Below are 24,264 nucleotides of genomic sequence, written 5' to 3'. Positions count from 1 at the left end.
CCATGTCACATATCGCCGACAACCTGCTGGCCGTTCAAGCTCGCATAGCACGCGCGGCTCAAACGGCCGAACGCACGCCCGATTCGATCCGCCTGCTCGCGGTCTCGAAGACATTCCCCGCGGAAGATGTCCGCGCAGCGTTCACCGCGGGCCAATGCGCCTTCGGCGAAAACTACGTGCAGGAGTCGCTTTCGAAAATCGAGGCACTCGCGGATCTGCGCGCACGGATCGAATGGCATTTCATCGGGCCGCTGCAATCGAACAAGACACGGCCCGTGGCCGAGCATTTCGACTGGGTCCATTCGGTCGATCGGCTCAAGATCGCGCAGCGCTTGTCCGAGCAACGCCCCGATGCGCTGCCGCCGCTCAACGTCTGTCTGCAGATCAACGTGAGCGGCGAGGCGTCGAAAAGCGGTGTCGCCCCGGCGGATGCGCCCGCCCTCGCACGAGCGATCGGCGCGTTGCCGAAGCTGCGGCTGCGCGGCCTCATGTCGATCCCCGAACCCGCCGGCGATCTCGAGGCGCAGCGCGAACCGCATCGCATCCTGCGGGCGCTGTTCGACGCACTCGTGGCCGAAGGCGTGGCGCTCGATACGATGTCGATGGGCATGTCGGGTGACCTCGAAGCGGCCGTGATGGAAGGCGCGACGATCGTGCGCATCGGCACCGCCGTCTTCGGCAAGCGCGATTACGCGCATTGACCGAAGGCGTTCGAGGCTGGGCCGAAGCACGCACGCAAATGGGTTGCACCTCTTTCGGGTTGCACCCAACTGATTCTCATCGAGCAGCGGTCTATAATCAGCCGCTGCTCCCACTCACATCTCCATCATGAAGATCGCATTCATCGGCGGCGGCAACATGGCCGCGGCATTGATCGGCGGCTTGATCAAGCGCGGCGTCGCACCCGCCGGCCTCTTCGCCATCGACGTCAACGAAGACGCCCGCGCGCGCACGCATGCGCAATTCGGCATTGCAACGGCCGCGGCGGCCGACGAAGCGCTGCGCGGCTACGATGCCGTCGTGCTCGCCGTGAAACCGCAGGTGTTGAAAGCCGTATCGGCGTCGCTCGCGCCGCATCTGTCGACGCAACTCGTCATCAGTATCGCGGCCGGCATTCGCGGCGCCGATCTGTCGCGCTGGCTCGGCGGCTACACGCGCATCGTGCGCACGATGCCGAATACGCCGGCACTGATCGGCCAAGGGGTGACCGGGCTCGCAGCGCTGCCGGGTGTAGACGAGACAGGCCGCACGCTCGCGTCGGCGGTGCTCGGCGCCGTCGGCACCACGGTATGGTTCGACGACGAATCCAAGATCGATGCCGTCACGGCCATCTCGGGCAGCGGTCCGGCCTACATTTTCTATTTCATCGAAGCGATGCAAGAGGCCGCTAGCCGTCTCGGCTTGAGCGACGAGGAAGGCCGGGCGCTCGCGCTCGGTACGTTCGCGGGCGCGGCGCAATTGGCCGTGCAATCGGATGAGAGCGCTTCGGTCTTGCGGGAACGCGTCACCTCGAAGGGCGGCACGACGGCGGCGGCCCTGGCCGCATTCGACGCGCAAGGCATCAAGGAAGCGATCGTGAAAGGGGTGCTCGCCGCCGACGCTCGAGCGAAGGAGATGGGCGACGAGCTGGGCAATCAATAACGCTTATTGAACGACCCTTATTGCCAGCCGGGGTGCGCCGCGCGGTAGTACTCCAACGCCGCGTTGCGCTCTTGCTCGGCTTGGCGGGCCAATTGCTCGGCGCGTGCCATGTGGCCGCCGAACTGACCGCCGTGTTCCTGCTGAATCACGTGCATTTCTTCGATGGAACGCTGCAGATCGTGCGTCGCGGCCATCGCCTTGTTGTGGAGTTCGTCGGCCGAAGCGATGTTGGCCACTGCCAGGGCGCCCAAGAGGACGGCAAGCGTTTTGATTTTCATGGTTTCATTTCTCCGAAATAAGGGTGGTTCCCTTATGACGGATAACGCCTTACTCGCCCATTTCGACTACCGGCGCTCGTTCGGAATCTGTAATTTTCTATTACGCGGCAAGGCAAGGCACGGCGCGACGCCGCGCATCGCATCAAAGCCCAGCCACCGCGTAATGCGCGGCAATGCCGACGAAGAGCACGCCGCCGAGCCAGTTGTTGTGAAGGAACGCCTTGAAGCAAGGCATCCGCTCGCGATCGCGAATCAGCGTGTAGTGATAGAGCGCGCAACCGACCGCCCCCGCCCACCCTGCCCAGAACAGCCAGCCGAAGTGCAGCACGATGCCGAGCGACGCGTAGATTCCAAGCGTGACGGCGTAGCACAGCATGATCGCCGCCACGTCGAAACGGCCGAACGTCAGCGCTGAAGTGCGGATCCCGATTTTGATGTCGTCGTCGCGATCGACCATCGCGTACTCGGTATCGTAGGCCACCGACCAAAACACGTTCGCCGCGAGCATGATCCATGCAATCGCCGGCACGTGATTCTGCACAGCCGCGAACGCCATCGGAATGCCGAAGCCGAACGCGATGCCGAGATAGGCCTGCGGGATCGCGAAGAAACGCTTCGTGAACGGATAGCTGCCGGCCACGAACAGCGCCACCACGGAGAGGCCTTTCGTCAATCCGTTGAGCGGCAAGATCAGCAGGAACGAGACGATCGATAGCCCCGCCGCGATCGCGAGCGCTTCCCATGCTCGAATCTTGCCCGAGGTGATCGGCCGCGATTCGGTGCGCTTCACGTAGCGGTCGAAGTCGCGATCGGCGTAGTCGTTGATCGCGCAGCCCGCCGAACGCATGAGAATCGTGCCGACGACGAAAATGGCGAGCAGCGAAGGCGACGGATGCCCGTTCGAGGCGATCCACAGCGCGTTGAGCGTGGGCCACAGCAGCAGCAGGCTGCCGATCGGCTTGTCCATGCGGATCAAGCGCAGATAAAGCGGAAGACGGGCGAACATGGGCGCGTACATGGGCAAGGCGGCCGAGAGCTGAAGACAATCGCCGTATTGTAGAGCCGAAACGCCGAGGGCCTCCCCGACAACGGGCCGCCCGATCAGGCGGCCTGCCTTGGAGAGGCCCTCGTCATGGCGCGCCGCGGCAGCCCTGCCGCGGCGCGCGCACGATGCGGCAACTACGTCATGCCGGCATCAAGCGATAAGCGATTCATCAAGCGAGCATCGAACGCAGCATCCAAGCCGTCTTTTCGTGCGTTTGCAGGCGCTGCGTCAGCAGATCGGCCGTCGGCTGATCGTTGGCGGCATCGGCGGCCGTGAAGACCTCGCGCGCCGTCCGCGCAACGGCCTCTTGGCCTTGCACGAGCTGGCGAATCATCTCTTCCGCCGCGGGCACGCCGTCGGCCTCGGGAATTGACGAGAGCTTGGCGAAGTCCTTGTAGCTGCCCGGCGCATGCACGCCCAGCGCACGAATGCGTTCGGCGATGGCATCGACTGCCAGCGCGAGTTCGTTGTACTGGCCTTCGAACATCAGGTGCAGCGTGTTGAACATCGGGCCCGTCACGTTCCAGTGGAAGTTGTGGGTCTTCAGATAAAGCGTGTAGGTATCGGCAAGCAGACGCGACAGGCCGTCCGCGATTTTCTTGCGGTCTTTGTCGTTGATGCCGATGTCGATTTGCACTGCGGGGTTTTTCTTTGCCATAGCGATTCCTTCCGAGGATGAAGCGAAACGGCCGAACCTGTCGGCGGCGATCGGACGATCGAGATCGAGCGCGCACTGCCGGCGCAATTCAGTGTGGAACGGACGAACGCCAGTGTAGCCCAGGCCAGTGAAACGGTGCCACATGCGTGCCGTCGCATCGGCATGGCCCGGGCGGGGAGCCAAGCGGCCAAGCCGGCGCGGTGAGCGAAAACGAATCGCTCACGCGGCGAGCGCGCGGTCGGCAAGCAGAGCAAAAAACGCGGCACGCGATCGTGCCGACGAAGAAACGACACGAGCGATGAGTTTCGACATGACTTCCTCCATGTTTGCGGTGAACGCCGGGAACGGCGATCCATGGAGCCAATAATACAAAAACTATCAAAAATATAAATTTGATTGTTTTTATCTATTCGATAGCTTTACCGCAATGCCGGTTGCGACCGGCAAGCCATGGTACGCGGTGGACGCCGTGCCGACCCGCCACTGCACAGTAACCGCAGTATCGGTATCAGTTCATGACGGCGGGCATATCGAGCTTGCTGACACCGGGCAGCACGCACGACGAGATGGCTTCGCTGATGGCGTCGATGGCCGGCATCCGCGTAAAGCTCTTGCGCCAAGCGAGCACGACGCGGCGGTCAGGCACGGGCTCGTCGAACGGCACGTAGCTCAGCAGCCCCGCGTCGGGCCCGCCGGCGTGCGCCCTGACCTCGGGCACCGACATGCGCGGCAGCACCGTGATGCCCACGCCGCTTGCGACCATATGGCGAATCGTTTCGAGCGACGAGCCTTCGAATGTCTTCTGGATGCCGTCCGCCGTCTGCGAAAAACGCATGAGCTCGGGGCAGACGCCGAGCACGTGGTCGCGGAAGCAATGGCCGTTGCCGAGCAGCAGCATCGTTTCCTGCTTCAAGTCGTTCGCATCGATCTTCTTGCGCGCCTCCCACGCATGCCCCGCCGGCAACGCGACGACGAACGGCTCGTCGTACAGAGGGCGCACCATGAGGCCCGTTTCGGGAAACGGCAACGCCATGATCGCGACGTCGATCTCGCCTTGCTTGAGCAGCTCGATCAGCTTGAGCGTGTAGTTTTCCTGCAGCATCAGCGGCATCTGCGGCACGCCCTTGATCATCTGCTTGACGAGCGTGGGCAGCAGATACGGGCCGATCGTATAGATGACGCCGAGACGCAGCGGCCCGACGAGCGGGTCCTTGCCCTGCTTCGCGATTTCCTTGATGGCGAGCGTCTGTTCGAGCACGCGCTGCGCCTGCGTGACGATCTGCTCGCCGATCGGCGTCACGCTGACCTCGCTCGTGCCGCGCTCGAAGATCTGGACGTTGAGCTCGTCTTCCAGCTTCTTGATCGCGACCGACAAGGTGGGCTGGCTGACGAAGCACGCCTCGGCGGCACGGCCGAAATGCCGCTCGCGCGCCACCGCCACGATGTATTTCAGTTCAGTGAGCGTCATTGGGGGACCAATCAGGGCGTTGGAATCGATAGGTTTATCTTATACACCCGAGATGGCGATTAGCCAACAGGCAACGTGTCCTCGGCCGCACGGGGGCGGCAGGCATGTCCCCGTTTTCACGCCTTCAAAAATTGTTCGCGCCCCCCGAGCCAGCGCGCCAGGTGCTGCAGGACGACTTCGGGGTACTCCGCGATGAGCCGCGCCGCGGCTTCGCGCGCCGGCTCGATGAGCCAGGCGTCGTTCTCGAGACTGGCGAAGCGCAGCATCGCCGCGCCCGACTGGCGCGCGCCGAGGAACTCGCCGGGGCCGCGGATCTCCAGGTCGCGCCGGGCGATCTCGAAGCCGTCCGTCGTCTCGCGCATCGTCTTCAGCCGCTCGCGCGCCGTCAGCGACAGCGGGTTGCTGTAGAGCAGCACGCAGATCGAAGCCGCGCTGCCGCGCCCCACGCGTCCGCGAAGCTGGTGCAATTGGGCCAGGCCGAAGCGCTCCGCGTGCTCGATCACCATCAGCGATGCGTTCGGCACGTCCACGCCCACCTCGATCACCGTCGTCGCGACGAGCAGCTGGACGTCGTTGCGCGAGAATGCGTCCATGACCGCGGCCTTCTCGGCCGGCGGCAGCCGTCCGTGCACGAGGCCGACACGCAACTCGGGCAGCGCCAGCACGAGCGTTTCGTAGGTCTCGATCGCCGTTTGCAGCTGCAACGTCTCGCTCTCCTCGATGAGCGGACACACCCAATACACCTGCCTGCCCTTCAGCGCCGCGTCGCGCACGCGGGCGATCACTTCGTCGCGGCGCGCATCGGAGATCAGTTTCGTGACGATCGGCGTGCGCCCCGGGGGTAGCTCGTCGACCGTGGAGACATCCAGATCGGCGTAGTACGTCATGGCGAGCGTGCGAGGGATCGGCGTCGCCGACATCATCAGCTGATGCGGCTGGAAAGCCGCCCCGCCCTCGGCCGTGCGGTCGGCCTTGGCGCGCAGGGCGAGCCGCTGCGCGACGCCGAAGCGATGTTGTTCGTCGACGATGACGAGGCCTAGCCGCGCGAATTGCACGGTGTCCTGGATGATCGCGTGCGTGCCGATGACGAGTTGCGCCGCGCCGGAAGCCGCCGCTTCGACGGCCGCGCGTTTTTCCTTCGCCTTCAGAGAGCCCGCGAGCCAGGCCACGGTGACGCCGAGCGGCTCGAGCCAGCCGCGCAGCTTGCGTGCATGCTGCTCGGCGAGGATTTCGGTCGGCGCCATCAGCGCCGCCTGATAGCCGCAATCGATCGCTTGCGCGGCCGCAAGCGCGGCGACGACGGTCTTGCCGCTGCCGACGTCGCCCTGCAAAAGTCGCTGCATCGGATGCGGCGCGCTCAAATCGGCCGAGATCTCGGCGACGACGCGCGTCTGCGCGCCCGTCAGCTGGAACGGCAGCGCGGCCGAGAGCTTCGCCACGAGCGTCTCCCCGATCGCCTCGCCCTCCCCGCGCGGCATCGACGGCGCCAGGCGCGCGCGCCGCTCCTCGTGCGCGCGCTTGAGCGAGAGCTGCTGCGCGAGCAGTTCGTCGAACTTGATCCGCGTCCAGGCCGGATGGGTACCGTCGATCAATGCCGTTTCGTCGGCGCCCACACCCGGGTGATGGAGCACGCGCACGGCCTGCGCGAGCGGCGGCATCTCGAGCGGCCGGCAATACTGCTCGGCGACGCGCTCGGGCAGGATCTCGGGCAGCGGCGTGCGGGCGAGCGCATTGTCGATGGCCTTGCGCAGATACGCCTGCGAGACGCCGGCCGTGCTCGGATAGACGGGCGTCAGCGCCTGCGGCAGCGGCGTGTCTTCCTCGACGGGGCGCACGGCCGGGTGGACCATCTCGAGCCCGAAGAAGCCCCCGCGGACGTCGCCGCGCACGCGCAGACGCACGCCGAGCGCCATTTGCTTGACCTGCGAACCGTAGAAATTCAGAAACCGCAGCGAGAGCTCGCCGCCTTCGGCGTCGCGCAGCTTGACGACGAGCTGCCGTCGCGGCCGGTAGCCGATCTCGTTATCGACGACGAGCCCTTCCGTCTGCGCCGTCTCGCCGGGCAACAGCTCGCCGATCGGCGTGAGCGTCGTTTCGTCTTCGTACCGCATCGGCAGATGCAGGACGAGATCGATGTCGCGCGCGAGCCCGAGCTTGGCGAGCTTGTCGGCGGTCTTCGCGGGCTTGGCCGCGGATTTGTCGGCTGCCTTGCCGGCCGCTTTTTCGGCCGCCGCCTTCGTTCGCTTCTTCGCCGCGCCGCTGGCGGCGGGTTCGACCGGCACGTCGTCCTCGTCCTTGGGTTGCGTGCCGCCGGCATCGCGCGCGAGCGCGTCGGCGGGCGCGGCTTGGCGCCGCTTCGCGGCGGGCGCGGGCGGCGTCGTATCGTCGGCGGGATCGGTCGGACGCAATCGAGGCAACGGCATTACTCTGGTGGCAAGTACAATAACGGTTTATTCAGAACGAAAGGCCTGCGGGGCCGCATCAAGCACGAGCATCGCGCTTCGCGATCATAGCGGCTCACGGGCCGTCGCGCCGCACCCGCCGCCAACCAACGCAGCATGTTCACGCTTTCCGATTTCGATTTCAATCTACCGCCCGAGCTGATCGCGCAAACGGCGCTGCCCGAACGCAGCGCGAGCCGCCTGCTCGAGGTCGACACCGCCGTCGCGCCCGCGCGCCTCGCCGATCGGCGCTTCGCCGAGCTGCCCGAGTGCCTGGCGCCCGGCGATCTGCTCGTCTTCAACGATACCAAAGTGCTCAAGGCCCGCTTCTTCGGCCAAAAGGCGAGCGGCGGCAAGATCGAGGTGCTCGTCGAGCGGCTGACGGGCGAGCGCACCGCGCTCGCGCAGATCCGCGCGAGCAAAAGCCCCACGCCGGGCACGACCTTGAGGCTGGCCGATGCCTTCGACGTGACCGTCGGCGAGCGCGTCGAGCCGTTCTACACGCTGCATTTTCCCGACGACTGCCTCACGCTGATCGAGCGCCATGGCCGGCTGCCATTGCCGCCGTACATCGAGCACGATGCCGACGCGTCCGACGAAACGCGTTACCAGACCGTTTTCGCGCAAAACCCGGGCGCCGTGGCCGCGCCCACCGCGGGCCTGCACTTCGACGAGGCGCTGCTCGCGCGGCTCGAGGCGCGCGGCATCGAACGCGCCACGCTCACGCTGCATGTCGGCGCGGGCACGTTCCAGCCTGTGCGCGTCGAGAACATCGCCGAGCATAAGATGCACAGCGAGTGGTACCAGCTGCCGCAAACGCTCGTCGATAAAATCGCCGCCACGCGCGCGCGCGGGGGCCGCGTCGTTGCCGTGGGCACGACGTCGATGCGCGCGCTCGAAGCCGCAGCGCGCGATGCAGAGGCCGCGGGCCGGCCGCTGGCGGCCACTTCGGCGGAGACGGACATCTTTATCACGCCGGGCTACCGTTTCCGCGTCGTCGATCGGCTCGTGACGAATTTTCATCTGCCGAAGTCGACACTGCTCATGCTCGTCAGCGCGTTCGCCGGCATCGAGACGATCCGCGAGGCGTACCGGCATGCGATCGAAGCGCGCTATCGCTTCTTCAGCTATGGCGACGCGATGCTGCTTACGAAGGTCGAGCCTTAGGACTGAACCGAGTTCGGGCGGATCGCCTATGTTGTCGGCCCTTCGCGCGTCTTGAAGCTTGCTTCCGCGACGAAGGGATTGGCGGCGCGGATAGCCAAAGTAGTCGAACCGCCTAGCTTTTATTCACGCGTCTCGGTCACCCTGGGAAGCGTGTCTTTCCCCCCTGCGCCGGACTTGCGATCCAGAGTTTGCGCTTTAGCGCTTACTCTGGTCTCATGCAGAGCAGCCCGGTTGCGCTTGGAGTTTATCGATGACCGAAGGTCATACCCACGATCACTCGTCCGTGCCCGTCCCGGGTCTGGACGGGCTCAAATTCGAATTGCTGAAGACCGACGGCCTCGCGCGCCGCGGCCGCTTGACGCTGAACCATGGTGTCGTCGAAACGCCGATCTTCATGCCGGTCGGCACCTACGGCACCGTCAAGGCCATCCAGCCGCGCGAGCTCGAGGAGATTCACGCCCAGATCATCCTCGGCAACACGTTTCACCTCTGGCTGCGCCCCGGGCTCGAGACGGTCGCCGCGCACGGCGGGCTGCACAGCTTCATGGGCTGGCGCCGGCCGATCCTCACGGATTCGGGCGGCTTTCAAGTCTTCTCGCTCGGCGATCTGCGCAAGATCACGGAAGACGGCGTCACGTTCGCCTCGCCCGTGAACGGCGACAAGCTGTTCCTCTCGCCCGAAGTGTCGATGCAGATTCAAAAGGTCCTGAACTCGGACATCGTCATGCAATTCGACGAATGCACGCCGTACGCGACCGACGGCGTGCCGACGACCCGCGAGGACGCCGCCGCCTCGATGCGGATGTCGATGCGCTGGGCCAAGCGTTCGATCGACGAATTCGAGCGGCTCGGCAATCCGAACGCGCTGTTCGGCATCGTCCAAGGCGGCATGTTCGAGGATCTGCGCGACGAATCGCTGGCGGGCCTCGCCGAGATCGGCTTTCACGGCCTGGCCGTGGGCGGGTTGTCCGTCGGCGAGCCGAAAGAGGAAATGATGCGCGTGCTCGAGCACATCGGCCCGAAGCTGCCGGCCGACAAGCCGCATTACCTGATGGGCGTGGGCACCCCCGAGGATCTGGTGGCCGGCGTGGCCTCGGGCATCGACATGTTCGACTGCGTCATGCCGACGCGCAACGCGCGCAACGGCTGGCTCTTCACGCGCTTCGGCGACCTCAAGATCCGCAACGCGACGCACAGGAATTCGCTGCGCCCGCTAGACGAAACCTGCGGCTGCTACACCTGCCGGAATTTCACCCGCGGCTACCTGCACCATTTGCATCGAGTGGGCGAGATTCTCGGCGCTCAACTCAATACCATCCACAATCTGCATTACTACCTCGAACTGATGAGCGAGATTCGCGAAGCCATCGAAACGAGCACGTTCGAGGCATTTCGTCTGCGTTTTCGAGACGAACGCGCACGCGGCGTCGACTAGCGGCCGCGTGCGAACACCGGGCCTCGCCGCTGCCCGCGCGGGAGGCGGCGCGCGGTAACGGGCAGGTGAGGAAACCACCCAGCCGGCGCGGCATGCGCCGGTGGTAAAATACGCGGCTATTTTTCGATCGCCCGCGATCTTTACGATCTTTACGATCGTTATTTACGGAGAAACCAACGTGTCGCTGATTTCCAACGCACTCGCGCAAGGCGCAGCCGGCGGCGGCGCCGAGTCGAATCTGATGAGCTTTTTGCCGCTCATTCTCATGTTCGCGGTGCTGTATTTCATCATGATTCGTCCGCAGATGAAGCGTCAGAAGGAGCATCGCAACATGCTTGCCGCGATGGCCAAGGGCGATGAAGTCGTGACGAACGGCGGCGTGGTCGGCAAGATCACGAAGGTCGGCGACGCTTACGTCGGTATCGAAATCGCCACGGGCACGGAAATCACCGTGCAAAAGGGTTCGGTCACGACGATTCTCCCGAAAGGCACGATCAAATCGCTCTGATGCGGCCCTATCCTGCCGAGCCCGGCCCGAGGCGGCGCGCCTGACGCGCGACGCCAAGCCGGCCCGGCAGGCGAAAGCCCCGCACCGCCCCCACGCCAACCCACCCGTTCGGCTCCCTCATGAATCGCTACCCCCTTTGGAAATATGTCGTGATGGCCGTGGCGCTCGCCATCGGCCTTCTGTACACATTGCCCAACTTTTACGGCGAAGCGCCGGCCGTGCAGGTGCTCAGCGGCAAGGCAACGGTCAAGCTCGACGAATCGACGCTCTCGCAAGTCGAGTCCGCGCTCGCCTCGAACCAGATCAAGCCTGACGACGTCACGTTCGACAACGCTTCGTCCAACGCCAATATCCGCGTCCGCGTGAAGGACACCGATACGCAGCTGCACGTGAAGGACCTGCTGCAAAAGGCGCTGAACCCCGATCCGAACGACCCGCAGTACGTCGTCGCGCTGAACCTGGAAAGCGCGTCGCCGCGCTGGCTCACGGCCCTGCACGCGCTGCCGATGTATCTCGGCCTCGACTTGCGCGGCGGCGTCCACTTCCTGATGCAGATCGACATGGCGGGCGCGCTCAACAAGCGCCTCGACTCCGACGCATCGGATGCGCGCACGTTCCTGCGCGACAACGAAATCCGCGAAGGCGGCGTCAATCGCGTCGGCCAATCGGTCGTGATCGATTTCGCCGATCAGGCGACGGCCGACAATGCGCGCACGCAACTGACGCGCAGCGTGACCGAGCTGCAATGGGCCACGCGCCCGGCGGCGGCCGGCGGCGTGCAAGTCGTCGGCACCTTCCCGCCCGCGCAGCTGAGCGCCGTCGAGGAAGCGGCCGTCAAGCAGAACATCCAGACGCTGCACAACCGCGTGAACGAACTCGGCGTAGCCGAGCCCGTGATCCAGCAGCAAGGCGCCGACCGCATCGTCGTCGAGCTGCCCGGCGTGCAAGACACGGCGAAGGCGAAGGAAATCATCGGCCGCACGGCCACGCTCGAAGCGCGCTTGGCCGATCCGGTCAACACGCATCCGGCACCCGGCGAAGCGGTCCCGCCCGGCGACGAACTCTTCACCGAAGGCAACCAGGCGCCGGTGCTGCTGCGCAAGCAAGTGATCTTCACGGGCGACAGCATCATCGATGCATCGGCCGGCTTCGACGAACACCAGCGCCCGTCCGTCAATATTCGCTTGAACTCGTCGGCGGGCCACGCCGTGGCCATCGTCTCGCGCGACAACATCGGCAAGCCGATGGCGATGGTGCTGTTCGAGAAGGGCAAGGGGCAGGTGCTGACGGTCGCGACGATCCAGTCCGAACTCGGCGATCGCTTCCAGATCACGGGCCAGCCCACGCCGCAAGCGGCGGCCGATCTCGCGCTGCTGCTGCGCGCGGGTTCGCTCGCCGCGCCGATGGACATCATCGAAGAGCGCACGATCGGCCCGAGCCTCGGCGCCGACAACATCAAGAAGGGCTTCGACTCGGTCATCTACGGCTTCGCCGGGATCACCGTGTTCATGATCCTCTACTACATGCTGTTCGGCCTCGTCTCGGTCATCGGCCTGTCGGTCAACCTGCTGCTGCTGATCGCGGTGCTGTCGATGCTGCAGGCCACGCTGACGCTGCCCGGCATCGCCGCTATCGCGCTCGCGCTCGGTATGGCGATCGACTCGAACGTGCTGATCAACGAGCGCGTGCGTGAAGAACTGCGCCACGGCGCGCCGCCGCAGCTCGCGATCCAGAACGGCTATGCACATGCCTGGGCGACGATTCTCGACTCGAACGTGACGACGCTGATCGCCGGTCTGGCGCTGCTCGCCTTCGGTTCGGGCCCGGTCCGCGGCTTCGCGATCGTCCACTGTATCGGCATCTTGACGTCGATGTTCTCGGCCGTGTTCTTCTCGCGCGGGATCGTCAACGCGTGGTACGGCGGCAAGAAGAAGCTCAAGTCGCTCGCGATCGGCCAAGTATGGCGGCCGGCCGCGGCCGAGGGCGTGCCTTACCCGCAAGTCACGAACGACACCGACGAGAACACGGACACGATGCGCGCGGCCAAGGCCGTCGCCGCGCAACCGAAGGGCAAGGGCAGCCGTAGCGGCGCGAAGCCGGTCCTGCGCAATCGCGCGAGCGAAGGCAACGCGCCGCGCAAACCGGGCGCCCCCCGCTAATCGGTTCGCGAGAACCCGGAGACAGACCATGGAATTTTTCCGCATCCGCAAAGACATTCCGTTCATGCAACGCGCGTTGATCTTCAACGCGATCTCGTTCTTGACGTTCCTCGCGGCGGTGTTCTTCTTGATCCATCGCGGGCTGCATCTGTCGGTGGAATTCACGGGCGGCACCGTCATCGAAGTGCAGTATCCCCAGACCGTCCAGCTCGATCCCGTGCGCACCACGCTCGACAAGCTCGGCTACGGCGACGCGCAGGTGCAGACGTTCGGCACCTCGCGCGACGTGATGATCCGCTTGCCGCTGAAGCAAGGGCTCACGTCGTCGCAGCAAAGCGAGCAAGTCATGGCGGGCCTGAAGCAGCAAGACGCTCAGGCCCAATTGCAGCGCGTCGAGTTCGTCGGGCCTCAGGTGGGCAAGGAATTGGCCACGAACGGCCTGCTCGCGCTCGCTTGCGTCGTCGTGGGCATCGTCATCTATCTGTCGTTCCGCTTCGAATGGAAATACGCGGTGGCCGGCATCATCGCGAACTTGCACGACGTCGTGATCATTCTCGGCTTCTTCGCGTTCTTCCAGTGGGAGTTCTCGCTGTCAGTGCTGGCGGCCGTGCTGGCCGTGCTCGGCTACTCGGTGAACGAATCGGTCGTTATCTTCGACCGGATTCGCGAGACGTTCCGCCGCGAACGCAAGATGTCGGTGATCGACGTGATCAACCACGGGATCACGAGCACGATGTCGCGTACGATCATCACGCACGGCTGTACGCAGATGATGGTGCTGTCGATGTTCCTGTTCGGCGGGCCGACGCTGCACTACTTCGCGCTCGCGCTGACGATCGGCATCTGCTTCGGTATTTATTCGTCGGTGTTCGTCGCGGCGGCGCTGGCGATGTGGCTCGGCGTGAAGCGCGAAGATCTGCTCAAGGAGAAAAAGCCGAAACACGATCCGAGCGATCCGAACGCGGGCGCACAGGTTTGAGCGGTTCGTTTTAGTTGTCGCTCCGCTTCGAAAAGCGGCGCGCATGCGGGTGATTCCGCTGCGCGCCGTTTTCGTTTGTCGTTTCGTTTGTCGCCGCGGCTGCGTTACTTGAAGCCGAGCTGCCGGCGCGCGGCGATCAGCGCGGCCAAGCTGACGAGCGCTGCGAACATCATGTAGAAGCTCGGCGCGACCTTATCGCCCGTCGCGCGAATGAGCCACGCGATGATGAACGGTCCGAACCCGCCGAAGATCGTCACGGCGATGTTGTAAGCGAGGGACATACCGGTCGTGCGCGTCTGAACCGGGAAGATTTCGGAGAGCAAGCCCGGCAGCGCCGCGAAATAGCCGGTCACGAGCACGCCAAGCCCCACTTGAACGGCGATCAGCGTACCCGCGCTCGGCGCATGCGCGAGCCAGGAAAAGGCGGGGTAAATCAGGACCAGCATCAGCACAGCCGACGCACACATGATCCCCGTGCGCCCGATCTTGTCGGAAAGATGGCCGACGAACGGCGACCCGACCATCTGAATCAAGCCCGTCAACACGACGGCCGAGAACGCCACCGACGGCGGCAGCCCCAATTGCTTCACGCCGTAGGTTGGCATGAACAGCACGAGATAGGTCGCGACCGTCCCGAGCACGACGATCCCGATCGCGATCAAGAGCCGCGCCTTGTGATCCGCGAACGTGTCGCGGAGCGGCGAAGCCGTCGTCTTCGCCGCCAGGAATTCAGGCGTTTCGTCGGCGCTCGAGCGAATGTAATACGCGATCGGCCCGAGCAGCAGACCGAATGCGAACGGCACGCGCCAGCCCCAGGACATCAGTTGCTCGTGGGTAAGCGAACCGGTCAGCACCGTGCCGAACACGGCGGCGAGCACGGTCGTGAGCCCTTGGCTCGCCACCTGCCAGCTGGCGAAGAAGCCGCGCCGGTGCGGCACGTGCTCGGCGAGAAACGCCGTGGCGCTGCCGAACTCGCCGCCGGCCGAGAAGCCCTGCATCAAGCGCGCCAAAACGAGAATCAGCGGCGCCGCGATGCCGATCGTCCCGTAGGTCGGCAACACGACGATGATGGCCGTGCCGAACATCATCAGCAGAATCGAGAGCGTGAGCGCCGCCTTGCGGCCGACGCGGTCGGCATAAGCGCCGATCACGATCGCGCCCAGCGGCCGCATGAAGAACGAAACGCCGAACGTACCGAACGCGAGCAGGAGCGAAACGGTGTCGTTGCCGGCCGGGAAGAACAGTTTGGAAATCACGACCGCGAAAAAGCCGTAGACGACCAAATCGAACCACTCGAGCGCGTTGCCGATCGAGGTGGCCAGAACGGCGCGCCAGACATGGCCGCGGGAAGTCATCGATGCTGCCGCCAACGTGTCACTCATGCCAGTCTCCTGTCGTGGTCTTCCGGGAAAATCCTCGACGAAGGCGCCTGTTCATCGCGAGCGCCCATTTGGGATTTTTGGATTGGATGTGCGCGCAACCAAGTGCCGCCGGAACGACAGCGACGGCCGGCGCCCAGTATGGCCCGCTAAAACGTCGCATGCAACGCGAACCTTCTCGGGAGACAAAAAACCGCCCGAAGCGAAACGCTCGCGGGCGGCTTTCCATGAGCGTGCGCGCGACGAGGCTGCTCGGGGCAGCCCGCGGCGACTGAACGCTTACTGCTTGATGCCTTCGGCTTGAATCTCGAGCTTCGTGTCCATGCTGAAGCCGTAAGCCTTGCCGAAATCGAGACCGAACTCGTCGCGATTGAAGTCGGCGTCGGCCTCGACGCCGCACACTTGACGCTTGAGCATCGGGTGCATCATGCACTTGAACGATTTGATCTTCAGATCGACAGGCTTGGTGACGCCGTGCAGCGTCAGCGTGCCGATCACTTCGACCGGCTTGTCGCCGTCGAACTTGACCTGCGTACCCTTGTAGGTTGCCGTCGGGTACTTGCTGACGTCGAACATCTCGGCCGTTTGCAGATGCGAGTTCAGCGTCGCGTTACCGGTATCGATCGAAGCCGGATCGATCTCGACGTCGACCGTCCCCGTCTTGTTCGCGCGATCGAGCGTCACGGTGCCCGTCGTCTTCGTGAACTTGCCGCGCCACACCGACAGGCCGCCGAAGTGATCGGCCGCGAAGCTCGGGTACGTGTGATTCGGATCGAGTTGATACGTGTCCGCTGCGAATGCCGGCGTCAGCGAGACGATCGATGCGGCCGCAACGGCGGCGGCGATGAGAGTGCGAGTGTTCAACAAAGGATGCTCCGTATGGGAAGCCGCTACGCGCGAGCGGCGATCTAAGCGATGGAATTGCAAGCCGGAAACGTTGGGCAGGGATGGCGCTCCGGGCCTACGACTTTTTCGGTACAACGATATGGAATTTGATCGTGACTTCGTCCGCGACCTCCGACGTGTCCTTCCATTCGCCGGTGCCGATGTCGAATTTCAGGCGGCTGATGGGCAAACTGCCGTCGAACGTCTGCTCCGCGCCTTGCTGACCGACCGTCATCGGGAACGAGACGCTTTGCGATTTGCCTTTGATGGTCAGCGTGCCCGTCACCGTGTACTTGCCCGCGCCCGCGGCCGCGATGGCCGACGAAACGAACGTGGCCTTCGGGAAGGTCTTGGCGTCGAACCATTCCTTGCCGCGCACCTGGTCGTTGTAGCTGTCGTCTCCGAGGTCGTAGCTGCCGACGTCGACGGTCAGCTGCGCGCTGCCCGCGGACGGCTTGGCCGGATCGAAGCTCACCTTCGCGTCGAATTTCTTGAACTTGCCCTCGACGGGCACGTTCATTTGCTTGGACGTGGCGGTCACGGTGCTCTTCGCCGCGTCGACTTGCGCGAAGGCGATGCCCGAGGCAGCCATCGACGCAGCCGTGAACGCGGCGAGCATATAGCGATAAAACGAAGCTTTCATTTTCATCCTTGTCAGTTGATGCCTTTCATTTTTCTTGCAATTGACGCAAATCGAGCTTTTTTTGTTTCGTCTTCAAGAATGGGATCATGCGGGCGAGCAAGCCGTCGCGATCGATCCACTGATGCTTGAGCGCCGCGCCCACGTGGGCCAGCACGAGCGCGGCCAAGCTCCAATTGAGGACGAGGTGGGCTGTCTCGAACACGGCCTTGAGCGCCTTGTCCGGCGCGATCAGCCGCGGCAGCGGCACGATGCCGAGGTAGACGACGGGCACGTTCGAGGCCGAGCTGAACAAATACCCGGTGATCGGAATCGCAATCATCAGCACGTACAGGAGCACGTGCACGAGATTCGCGCCGGCGCGCTGCCACGCCGGCATGCCGGGCGGCAGCGGCGGCGCGCGGTGCGTGGCGCGCCACAGGATGCGCAGCGTCGCGAGCGCGAACACGGTCACGCCGATCCACTTGTGCCACGACACGTAGCGCAGCTTGGCCGGCGTGAAGCCATGGATGCTCGTCATGACCCAGCCGAGCGAAAAGCCGCAAACCATCAAGGCGGCAATCAGCCAATGCAGGCCGATCGCGGTGGCGGTATAAGCCTCGTCGGAAGCGGAAAACGAATTACGGTGTGTCATTGCCTGCTGCCAAAATGGACCGTCGCCATGCTAACTCAAGCCGTATTTTCATGCGGCCGGCCATGGAGCGCCTGCACCGTCGGCTAGGCTGCCCGAGGTGGCGCGAAAGTTGCCTCATCGGGTGGCGGCTCGGCGCTTCGCCTGCACGCTCGGCTGCATCTCCCGATAAGCGCATTGCACCCCTTTTGGTAAGATGGGCGCGGGTTTGCGGGGTGTCAACCGTCATTGTTCACCCCCTTTGGATCCCCCGGCCCACGGAGTCGACGCGCAACGCCTATGAATGGAAACGACCTTATTGCATGTCACGACTGCGATGCACTGTTGCGAAAACCGCGCCATTCAGCGAAGGGCAGCGCACAGTGTCCGCGGTGCGGCGCGATGCTTTACCGTCCGAGCTCGGTGCAGCTCGAGCGGATCAGCGCGCTCACGCTCGGGGCGCTGTTCACGTTTCTGATCGCGCAAGCCTTCCCCATCGTCGAGCTCGACGTCAACGGCGTGACGTCGCAAACGACGCTGATCGGCGCGCTCGTCGCGCTGTGGAGCGAAGGGATGGAGCTCGTCGCGATCGCCGTCTTTTGCTCGACCGTCCTGTTTCCGCTGATCGAGCTCCTCGCGCTGCTCTACGTGCTCGTGCCGATCCGGGCCGGCACCGTGCCGCCCGGCTTCAATCTCGTGCTCCGCGCGATCCAGTTCGTGCGGCCTTGGGGCATGATCGAAGTGCTGATGCTGGGCATCCTCGTCACCATCGTCAAAATGACGAGCCTCGCGCGCGTGATTCCCGAGGCGGCCCTGTTCGCGTTCGGCGCGCTGACGCTGATGCTGGCGGTCGTCGTCCTGTTCGATCCGCGCGCCCTCTGGGATGTGGCCGATGCGATTGCGCAGCGCCGCTCGCGCGGCGAGCGCACCGGGCAATCGATCCCACCCACTTCGAGCGGCAGCACCCCAACCCGATGAGATACCTGACTGCCGCCCGCGCGGGCATGATCAGCTGCCATGCCTGCGGGTACGTACAGCCGCGCGCGGCGGGCAACCCCTTGCCGCGGCAGCGCTGCGAACGCTGCGACGCGGCGCTCCATTTGCGCAAGCCCGACAGCGTGACGCGTACGTGGGCGCTCCTGATCGCCGCCGCGATTCTCTATATCCCGGCCAACCTGCTGCCTGTACTCCACACCACATCCCTGTTCGGCAACGAGGACGACACGATCATGAGCGGCGTCGTCTATTTCTGGGTGTCGGGCGACTGGCCGCTCGCCGTGATCGTGTTCGTCGCCAGCATCCTCGTGCCGATGCTCAAGCTGACCGTGCTCGCCCTGCTCGCCTGGACCACGCAGCGGCGCTCCGACTGGCGGCCGCTCGAGCGCACCAAGCTTTACCGCATCGTCGAGCGCATCGGAAGGTGGTCGATGCTCGACGTGTTCGTCGTGACGCTGACCGTCGCGCTCGTGCGCTTCAAGTCCCTGGCCGTCATCACGGCGGGCTGGGGCGCGCTCGCATTCGCCTGCGTCGTCGTGCTCACGATGCTCGCCTCCCTTCAGTTCGATCCGCGCCTCATCTGGGACTGCGCGGAGACCCGCACCCGAAACGCTTCCGCTTCTGCATCTGGACGAGACCATGACTAGCCCGCAAGGACAGCCCCCCTCCCCGAACGGCGGCTCGGCCGGCGGCCCTCCGCGAGGCCCCGAGCTGCCGCCCGACCTGCCCGAGCCCGTCGCCACGCATCGCGGGGGCTGGCTGCCCTCGCTGGTCTGGCTCGTGCCGCTCATTGCCGCGCTCGTCGGCATCGCGCTCGTCGCCAAATCCGTCATCGACCGCGGCCCGCTGATCACGATCAGCTTCTCGACGGCCGAGGGCCTCGAGCCCGGCAAGACCAAGGTCAAGTACAAGGACGTCGACATCGGCTCGGTGAAGACGATCCGGCTCTCGCACGATCACTCGCGCGTGATCGTGTCGGTCCAGCTCACGAAGGAAGCGAGCGATTTCGCCGTCGAGGACACGCGCTTTTGGATCGTGCGTCCGCGCATCGGCACGACGGGCGTCACGGGGCTCGGCACGCTCCTCTCGGGCTCGTACATCGGCGTCGACGCGGGCCGGTCGCACGACTCGCAGAGCGATTTCGTCGGACTCGAGAAGCCGCCGGCCGTCACGGGCGATCAGAAGGGGCGGCGCTACACGCTGCACGGCACCTCGCTCGGCTCGATCGACATCGGTTCGCCGATTTACTACCGGCGCGTGCAGGTGGGACAAGTCACCGGCTTCTCGCTCGACCGCGACGGCACCGGCGTGTCGATCGACGTCTTCATCGATGCGCCGTACGACCAGTATGTCGGCCTTAATTCGCGCTGGTGGCATGCGAGCGGGGTCGATCTGCGCATCGACTCGGGCGGGTTGAAGCTGAACACGCAGTCGCTGGCGACTGTCATCATCGGCGGGCTCGCGTTCCAATCGCCGCCCGGCGAAGCCGTCGGCACCGAAGCCGCGGACAACACCGTCTTCAACCTGGCGGCGAACGAGGGCGACGCGATGCGCGCACCCGACGGCCCGCCGATCACCGTCGTCATGAATTTCAACCAGTCGCTGCGCGGGCTGTCCGTCGGTGCGACCGTCGATTTCCGAGGCATCGAACTGGGCGAGGTCACCAAAATCGGCATTCAATACGACCCGAAGGCGCGCGACTTCACGATGCCGGTCACGATGAATCTCTACCCCGATCGTCTCGGCCGGAAGTTCCGCGAATCGATCGAACAAGGCGGCGAATCGGCGGGCAAACAGCTGCTGCGCACGCTCGTCACGCACGGGCTGCGCGGCCAGCTGCGCACGGGCAATTTGCTGACGAGCCAGCTGTACGTCGCGCTCGACATGTTCCCGAAAGCCGCGCCGGTTTCGTTCGACGTGAACCATACGCCGCTCGAGCTGCCAACCGTGCCGAACACGCTGGAAGAGCTGCAGGTGCAGGTGGCCGACATCGCGCGCAAGGTCGATCAGATTCCGTTCGACAAGATCAGCCAGAATCTGAACGGCACGCTCGAAAGCGCGAACGGCCTCTTCAAGCAACTGAATACGCAACTCGCACCGCAGGCGCGCGATACGCTGGCCGCCGCGCAGCGCACGTTCGGCGCGGCGCAATCGACGCTGCAGCAAGACTCGCCGCTGCAATCGGACATGCATCAGGCACTGACCCAGCTCACGCAGACGCTGCAAACGCTCAATGCACTCGCCGACTACCTCGAGCGCCATCCCGAATCGCTGCTGCGCGGCAAAGCCAAGGACAAGGACTCGTCAAAGCCATGAAGCGTGAACGACTCACCCTTTACGGGCGCCCGCTAGCCGGGTTTGCCGCCTGCGCCGCACTGCTCGGCGCCGCCCTCTTGCCGGGATGTGCCTCGACGCCGTCCAGCCGCTTCTATACGCTCGGCGGCGAAAGCCCGACCGAGCATGCGGCTGCCGCCGGCCAGGCAACGACGCCCCCCTTCCTGATCGAAGTGCCGACCGTCGACGTGCCGACGCAAGTCGCCCGCAATCAGCTCGTCGTGCGCGACAGCGCGACGCGCGTGACGGTGCTCGAACAAGAGCGCTGGGCGTCGCCGCCGGCCGACGAACTGCGTCGGGCCCTCTCGAGCGACCTGGCCGCCAAGCTCGGCACGTTCGACGTCTTCGGCTCGCCTCATCCGCAGAACGTGCCCGTCTACCGCATCGCCGTGAACGTGGGCCGGTTCGAATCCTGGCCGGGTTCGCGCGCCGTGCTCGATGCCGTATGGAGCGTGCATTCGCTGCGCACGCAAACCGTGGTGACGTGCCGGAGCGTCGAAACCGAAGCCGTGGGGCCGGGCTACGACGCGCTCGTGGACGGACATCGGCGCGCAGTCGGCGCGCTGTCCGATGCGATCGCCTCGGTCGTACGCGCCATGTCGTCCGGCGCGCGCGCGCCGACGCCCGGCGCCAATGCAGGCGATTGCACCACGGGCAGCACGGAAAGCACAGCAAACGGCCACGCACCGTGACGGGCTCCGGCCCGGCACCCGCGTACAATGACGCCTTTGCACGCTCGGTTTTCCTCCATGCCTTCGCCCATGCCGTTTGACTTCTTCGCCCCTTGCCCGCGCGGGCTCGAAGCCCCGCTCGCCGCCGAGCTAGCCGAGATCGCGCAGCGCCTGCCGAGCGCGGCCGGCGCGCCCTCGTTCGAAGCGGGCGCCCAGGTACCGGGCGGCGTCCATTTTCGCGGCGGGTGGGCTGCCGGCATGGCGGCGAATCTGCACTCGCGCATCGCGAGCCGCGTCCTGCTGAAGATCGCCGAACGTCCCTACCGAAGCGAACAGGACATCTACGCCCTGGCAGCCGAACAGCAGTGGGAGCGCTGGTTTTCGGCGAACGAAACGCTGCGCGTCGACGTCACGGCGATCAAATCGCCGCTGCGCAGCCTGGAGTTCGCCACGCTGCGCGTGAAGGACGCCGTTTGCGATCGGCTGCGCGGCGTGAGCGGCGCGCGCCCGAGCATCGACACGGCACAGCCCGACGTGCGCGTATTCGCGTTCCTGACCGCGACGAACTGCACGCTCTACCTCGATACCTCGGGAGAGCCGCTGTTCAAGCGCGGCTGGCGGCTCGACAAAGGCGCCGCGCCGCTGCGCGAGAACCTCGCCGCGGGCATCCTGCGCCTGGCCGGCTGGGCGCCCGGCACGCCCATTTACGATCCGATGTGCGGCAGCGGCACGTTCATCGCCGAAGCCGCGCAGATCGCGCTCGGCGTCGCGCCCGGCGTCGAACGCCGCTTCGGCTTCGAGAAGCTCAAGCAATACGACGTGTCGACCTGGCAGACGATGAAGGTCGCCGCGCTCGATGCCAAGCGCCAGGCCGGCGCCAAGAAGGCCGATCTGCCGATCTTCGGCAGCGATATCTCGGGCGACATGCTCGAGAAGGCGCGCGCGAACCTGGCGCGCGCGGGGGTGCCTTCGCTCTGGCTCAAGCAGCTCGATGCGCGCGGAATCGTCCCGCCGCTCGAGCAGCCGGGCATCATCATCGCGAACCCGCCCTACGGCGAGCGGATTGCCGTGCGCGGCCGCGGCCCGCGCGGCGAGGTGCGCGAGCCGCGTCACGCGAGCCGAGAGGACGGTGCCGAGGCGTTCAGCCGCGCGCAGCCCGATGCCGCCGACAGCGAATTCTTCCGCGCCTTCGGCGATGCGCTCAAGCAGCGCTTCGCCGGCTGGCGCGCATTCGTGCTGACGGCGGACCGTTCGCTGCCGGGGCAAATGCGGCTGCGCGAATCGACCAAGACGCCGCTTTTCAACGGCGCGCTCGAATGCCGGCTGTTCCGCTTCGATCTCGTCGCGGGCAGCGTGAAATCGCGGCCGGGCTCGCAGGAATCGCAGGCCTAATTCTCTCCTCCGTCTAAAAGCTCCGTCGCAGGAACTCGGTCCCGGAAACGCCATCCCGGGAGCCTGGTTCCGGGAGTCCGGCTCCGGGCCGAGCTTCGGCGCGCGCCCATCGCCGCCGCCCCTTGGGTTTCACGTGGCCGGCCGTGCCCGCGAAAAGGGAACAAGCTGCTGACAGAACGGTGTCAGCAGCGCTGTCGCAAACTCTGTCTCACGCGCTATCCGGCGCCTTGCCCAGCTTGTCTTCCCACCCTAGACGGAGACTGTCATGACTGCTACTGCCACTGCCACGCGCACCATTTCCTGGTTCGAAATTCCCGCGATCAATTTCGAGCGTGCCGTGCGGTTTTACGAAGCCGCCCTCGATCAGCCGATGCAGCGCCAAGTCTTCGGCGGCGTGCCGATGGCCGTCTTCTCGCACGAAGACGAAGCAACGGGCGGCGCCATCGTCGGCAATCCGCGCGACCTGCGGCCGTCGGTGACGGGCGACGGCGTGACCGTCTATCTCGCCGCCGAGCCGACGCTGCAGGCCACGTTGGATCGGGTGGCGCCGGCCGGCGGCAAGCTCGACGGCTCGATCGTCGAGCTGCCGAACGACATCGGCTACATCGCGTTCTTCATCGACCCGGAAGGCAACCGTATCGGCCTGCATTCGCGCCATCTGCGTTGAGCGCGTTGATACACTGGCCGCACCATGACCCGACGCGCCGACCGCCTATTCCAAATCGCCGAACTGCTGCGCGGCCGGCGCCTGACGACGGCGCAGCAGTTGGCCGAGTGGCTGCATGTGTCGCAGCGCACCGTCTATCGGGACGTGCGCGATTTACAGTTGTCGGGCGTGCCGATCGAGGGTGAAGCCGGGATCGGATATCGGCTGAGCCGCTCGGCCAGCCTTCCGCCGTTGACGTTCACGGCTGAAGAGTTGGCGGCGCTGGCGGCCGGCGCAAGAATGATCGAGACCTGGGGCGGTGCGGCACTCGCCGGCGGCGCCCGCAGCGCGTTGGCGAAAGTGGCCTCGGCGATGCCGGCCGACAAGCGCGCGACGCTCGAACGTCTGGCCGTCTTCGCGCCGTCGTTCCACATCGACCGAGCGTTTTCGGAGAAAGTTGACACGCTGCACCGCGCGGTGGATACGCGGCATGTCGTCAGTTTCGCGTATCGCGACCGGCTCGGGGCGCATACGGAGCGGCGGATTTGGCCGCTGAGCCTCGTCTACTGGGGCGGGCGCTGGACCGTCGGTGCCTGGTGCGAGCTACGCGGCGATTTCCGCAACTTCGACATCGCCAACATGACGAACGTCGCCGAGCACGAACCGTTTCCCGACATGGAAGGACGGCGGCTCGCCGATTACCTGCGTCGTGTCGAAGCGCCCTCCGATCGTAAATCGTCCGCGCCGCGCTCCACGGCGGGCCGGTAGCACGGCCCAGCTTTCACTCACACGGAAGCCGGCCGCCGCATAATCAGCGGCCGGCACACAGACATCACTCGACGGCCTTCACCATATCCTCGATGACTTTCTTCGCATCGCCGAACACCATCATCGTCTTGTCCATGTAGAACAGTTCGTTGTCGAGCCCGGCA

The 24,264-nt window shown here is 65.3% G+C and carries 24 protein-coding genes; 14 read left to right on the top strand and 10 right to left on the bottom strand.

All coding sequences use genetic code 11. The features are described 5' to 3' along the window. Window positions 1–2 precede the first annotated feature (2 nt). Together DWV00_RS30765 and proC are read left to right on the top strand one after the other, a co-directional pair. Window positions 3–701, top strand: a complete 699-nt coding sequence (locus DWV00_RS30765) for a YggS family pyridoxal phosphate-dependent enzyme (protein ID WP_115537397.1) — start codon at window positions 3–5, stop codon at window positions 699–701. Between the two features lie 127 nt (window positions 702–828). Next, entirely contained in the window at window positions 829–1,641 is an 813-nt protein-coding gene (proC, locus tag DWV00_RS30760; protein ID WP_115537396.1) for a pyrroline-5-carboxylate reductase, read from the top strand. A 17-nt stretch (window positions 1,642–1,658) separates the two neighbouring features. Here proC and DWV00_RS30755 read toward each other — a convergent pair whose 3' ends face one another. The 5 genes from DWV00_RS30755 to recG form a co-directional block, all read right to left on the bottom strand. After that, entirely contained in the window at window positions 1,659–1,919 is a 261-nt protein-coding gene (locus DWV00_RS30755; protein WP_115537395.1) for a hypothetical protein, read from the bottom strand. Window positions 1,920–2,061: 142 nt separating this feature from the next. After that, a complete protein-coding gene (gene ubiA, locus DWV00_RS30750) occupies window positions 2,062–2,925 on the bottom strand; it encodes a 4-hydroxybenzoate octaprenyltransferase (RefSeq protein ID WP_115537394.1) in 864 nt (287 codons plus the stop codon). Window positions 2,926–3,133: 208 nt separating this feature from the next. Next, entirely contained in the window at window positions 3,134–3,622 is a 489-nt protein-coding gene (locus DWV00_RS30745) for a Dps family protein (RefSeq protein ID WP_115537452.1), read from the bottom strand. A gap of 508 nt (window positions 3,623–4,130) precedes the next feature. Then, on the bottom strand, window positions 4,131–5,090 hold the full coding sequence (locus DWV00_RS30740; protein WP_115537393.1) for a LysR substrate-binding domain-containing protein: 960 nt from the start codon (window positions 5,088–5,090) through the stop codon (window positions 4,131–4,133). Between the two features lie 116 nt (window positions 5,091–5,206). Next, entirely contained in the window at window positions 5,207–7,513 is a 2,307-nt protein-coding gene (gene recG, locus DWV00_RS30735) for an ATP-dependent DNA helicase RecG (RefSeq protein WP_115537392.1), read from the bottom strand. Between the two features lie 135 nt (window positions 7,514–7,648). Between recG and queA the strand changes: the two genes are divergently transcribed. The 5 genes from queA to secF all read left to right on the top strand — a co-directional run bounded on the left by queA (window position 7,649) and on the right by secF (window position 13,779). After that, on the top strand, window positions 7,649–8,698 hold the full coding sequence (queA, locus tag DWV00_RS30730; RefSeq protein WP_115537391.1) for a tRNA preQ1(34) S-adenosylmethionine ribosyltransferase-isomerase QueA: 1,050 nt from the start codon (window positions 7,649–7,651) through the stop codon (window positions 8,696–8,698). A gap of 250 nt (window positions 8,699–8,948) precedes the next feature. After that, window positions 8,949–10,133, top strand: a complete 1,185-nt coding sequence (gene tgt / locus DWV00_RS30725) for a tRNA guanosine(34) transglycosylase Tgt (protein WP_115537390.1) — start codon at window positions 8,949–8,951, stop codon at window positions 10,131–10,133. A gap of 178 nt (window positions 10,134–10,311) precedes the next feature. Next, entirely contained in the window at window positions 10,312–10,641 is a 330-nt protein-coding gene (gene yajC, locus DWV00_RS30720) for a preprotein translocase subunit YajC (RefSeq protein ID WP_115537389.1), read from the top strand. 119 nt (window positions 10,642–10,760) lie between these two features. Beyond that, window positions 10,761–12,800, top strand: a complete 2,040-nt coding sequence (gene secD, locus DWV00_RS30715) for a protein translocase subunit SecD (protein WP_115537388.1) — start codon at window positions 10,761–10,763, stop codon at window positions 12,798–12,800. A 28-nt stretch (window positions 12,801–12,828) separates the two neighbouring features. Further along, window positions 12,829–13,779: a protein translocase subunit SecF gene (secF, locus tag DWV00_RS30710; RefSeq protein WP_115537387.1), complete on the top strand. Its 951-nt coding sequence runs from the start codon at window positions 12,829–12,831 to the stop codon at window positions 13,777–13,779. Window positions 13,780–13,883: 104 nt separating this feature from the next. Here secF and DWV00_RS30705 read toward each other — a convergent pair whose 3' ends face one another. The 4 genes from DWV00_RS30705 to DWV00_RS30690 all read right to left on the bottom strand — a co-directional run bounded on the left by DWV00_RS30705 (window position 13,884) and on the right by DWV00_RS30690 (window position 17,317). Then, complete coding sequence (locus DWV00_RS30705) at window positions 13,884–15,161, bottom strand: MFS transporter (RefSeq protein WP_115537386.1); 1,278 nt, start codon at window positions 15,159–15,161, stop codon at window positions 13,884–13,886. 276 nt (window positions 15,162–15,437) lie between these two features. Continuing rightward, on the bottom strand, window positions 15,438–16,022 hold the full coding sequence (locus DWV00_RS30700) for a YceI family protein (RefSeq protein ID WP_115537451.1): 585 nt from the start codon (window positions 16,020–16,022) through the stop codon (window positions 15,438–15,440). 97 nt (window positions 16,023–16,119) lie between these two features. After that, window positions 16,120–16,686: a YceI family protein gene (locus DWV00_RS30695; protein WP_115537450.1), complete on the bottom strand. Its 567-nt coding sequence runs from the start codon at window positions 16,684–16,686 to the stop codon at window positions 16,120–16,122. Window positions 16,687–16,711: 25 nt separating this feature from the next. Further along, on the bottom strand, window positions 16,712–17,317 hold the full coding sequence (locus DWV00_RS30690; RefSeq protein WP_115537385.1) for a cytochrome b: 606 nt from the start codon (window positions 17,315–17,317) through the stop codon (window positions 16,712–16,714). A 276-nt stretch (window positions 17,318–17,593) separates the two neighbouring features. Between DWV00_RS30690 and DWV00_RS30685 the strand changes: the two genes are divergently transcribed. The 7 genes from DWV00_RS30685 (at window position 17,594) to DWV00_RS30655 (ending at window position 24,100) form a co-directional block, all read left to right on the top strand. Beyond that, window positions 17,594–18,271, top strand: a complete 678-nt coding sequence (locus DWV00_RS30685) for a paraquat-inducible protein A (protein ID WP_115537384.1) — start codon at window positions 17,594–17,596, stop codon at window positions 18,269–18,271. Beyond that, the gene (locus DWV00_RS30680) at window positions 18,268–18,936 is read left to right on the top strand and encodes a paraquat-inducible protein A (protein WP_115537383.1); all 669 of its coding nucleotides are present in this window, start codon (window positions 18,268–18,270) and stop codon (window positions 18,934–18,936) included. The genes DWV00_RS30685 and DWV00_RS30680 overlap by 4 nt, the downstream gene beginning before the upstream one ends. Next, window positions 18,929–20,605 (top strand): PqiB family protein, encoded by a 1,677-nt coding sequence (locus tag DWV00_RS30675; RefSeq protein WP_115537382.1) that lies wholly within the window; start codon window positions 18,929–18,931, stop codon window positions 20,603–20,605. The genes DWV00_RS30680 and DWV00_RS30675 overlap by 8 nt, the downstream gene beginning before the upstream one ends. Continuing rightward, entirely contained in the window at window positions 20,602–21,315 is a 714-nt protein-coding gene (locus tag DWV00_RS30670; RefSeq protein WP_115537381.1) for a PqiC family protein, read from the top strand. Before DWV00_RS30675 ends, DWV00_RS30670 begins: the two co-directional genes overlap by 4 nt. 57 nt (window positions 21,316–21,372) lie before the next feature. Next, window positions 21,373–22,686, top strand: a complete 1,314-nt coding sequence (locus DWV00_RS30665; protein ID WP_115537380.1) for a THUMP domain-containing class I SAM-dependent RNA methyltransferase — start codon at window positions 21,373–21,375, stop codon at window positions 22,684–22,686. 265 nt (window positions 22,687–22,951) lie between these two features. After that, window positions 22,952–23,353: a VOC family protein gene (locus DWV00_RS30660; RefSeq protein ID WP_115537379.1), complete on the top strand. Its 402-nt coding sequence runs from the start codon at window positions 22,952–22,954 to the stop codon at window positions 23,351–23,353. Window positions 23,354–23,377: 24 nt separating this feature from the next. Next, window positions 23,378–24,100, top strand: a complete 723-nt coding sequence (locus DWV00_RS30655; protein WP_115537378.1) for a helix-turn-helix transcriptional regulator — start codon at window positions 23,378–23,380, stop codon at window positions 24,098–24,100. Between the two features lie 64 nt (window positions 24,101–24,164). On the opposite strand, the gene DWV00_RS30650 is transcribed toward DWV00_RS30655, so the two are convergent. Next, window positions 24,165–24,264, bottom strand: a 100-nt coding sequence (locus DWV00_RS30650) for an NAD(P)(+) transhydrogenase (Re/Si-specific) subunit beta (protein WP_147298014.1), incomplete at its 5' end; no start/stop codon positions are given.

The organism is Trinickia dinghuensis (assembly GCF_003367175.1).
In the GTDB taxonomy this organism is placed as follows: domain Bacteria; phylum Pseudomonadota; class Gammaproteobacteria; order Burkholderiales; family Burkholderiaceae; genus Trinickia; species Trinickia dinghuensis.
Note: the sequence above shows the minus strand (reverse complement) of the source record. Positions and strands in the feature narration are given on the sequence as shown.

Coding starts and splice junctions, on each gene's coding strand:
- DWV00_RS30765 (WP_115537397.1), top strand. CDS start 3: ATGTCACATATCGCCGACAACCTGCTGGCCGTTCAAGCTCGCATAGCA.
- proC (WP_115537396.1), top strand. CDS start 829: ATGAAGATCGCATTCATCGGCGGCGGCAACATGGCCGCGGCATTGATC.
- DWV00_RS30755 (WP_115537395.1), bottom strand. CDS start 1,919: ATGAAAATCAAAACGCTTGCCGTCCTCTTGGGCGCCCTGGCAGTGGCC.
- ubiA (WP_115537394.1), bottom strand. CDS start 2,925: ATGTTCGCCCGTCTTCCGCTTTATCTGCGCTTGATCCGCATGGACAAG.
- DWV00_RS30745 (WP_115537452.1), bottom strand. CDS start 3,622: ATGGCAAAGAAAAACCCCGCAGTGCAAATCGACATCGGCATCAACGAC.
- DWV00_RS30740 (WP_115537393.1), bottom strand. CDS start 5,090: ATGACGCTCACTGAACTGAAATACATCGTGGCGGTGGCGCGCGAGCGG.
- recG (WP_115537392.1), bottom strand. CDS start 7,513: ATGCCGTTGCCTCGATTGCGTCCGACCGATCCCGCCGACGATACGACG.
- queA (WP_115537391.1), top strand. CDS start 7,649: ATGTTCACGCTTTCCGATTTCGATTTCAATCTACCGCCCGAGCTGATC.
- tgt (WP_115537390.1), top strand. CDS start 8,949: ATGACCGAAGGTCATACCCACGATCACTCGTCCGTGCCCGTCCCGGGT.
- secD (WP_115537388.1), top strand. CDS start 10,761: ATGAATCGCTACCCCCTTTGGAAATATGTCGTGATGGCCGTGGCGCTC.
- secF (WP_115537387.1), top strand. CDS start 12,829: ATGGAATTTTTCCGCATCCGCAAAGACATTCCGTTCATGCAACGCGCG.
- DWV00_RS30705 (WP_115537386.1), bottom strand. CDS start 15,161: ATGAGTGACACGTTGGCGGCAGCATCGATGACTTCCCGCGGCCATGTC.
- DWV00_RS30695 (WP_115537450.1), bottom strand. CDS start 16,686: ATGAAAGCTTCGTTTTATCGCTATATGCTCGCCGCGTTCACGGCTGCG.
- DWV00_RS30690 (WP_115537385.1), bottom strand. CDS start 17,317: ATGACACACCGTAATTCGTTTTCCGCTTCCGACGAGGCTTATACCGCC.
- DWV00_RS30685 (WP_115537384.1), top strand. CDS start 17,594: ATGAATGGAAACGACCTTATTGCATGTCACGACTGCGATGCACTGTTG.
- DWV00_RS30680 (WP_115537383.1), top strand. CDS start 18,268: ATGAGATACCTGACTGCCGCCCGCGCGGGCATGATCAGCTGCCATGCC.
- DWV00_RS30675 (WP_115537382.1), top strand. CDS start 18,929: ATGACTAGCCCGCAAGGACAGCCCCCCTCCCCGAACGGCGGCTCGGCC.
- DWV00_RS30670 (WP_115537381.1), top strand. CDS start 20,602: ATGAAGCGTGAACGACTCACCCTTTACGGGCGCCCGCTAGCCGGGTTT.
- DWV00_RS30665 (WP_115537380.1), top strand. CDS start 21,373: ATGCCTTCGCCCATGCCGTTTGACTTCTTCGCCCCTTGCCCGCGCGGG.
- DWV00_RS30660 (WP_115537379.1), top strand. CDS start 22,952: ATGACTGCTACTGCCACTGCCACGCGCACCATTTCCTGGTTCGAAATT.
- DWV00_RS30655 (WP_115537378.1), top strand. CDS start 23,378: ATGACCCGACGCGCCGACCGCCTATTCCAAATCGCCGAACTGCTGCGC.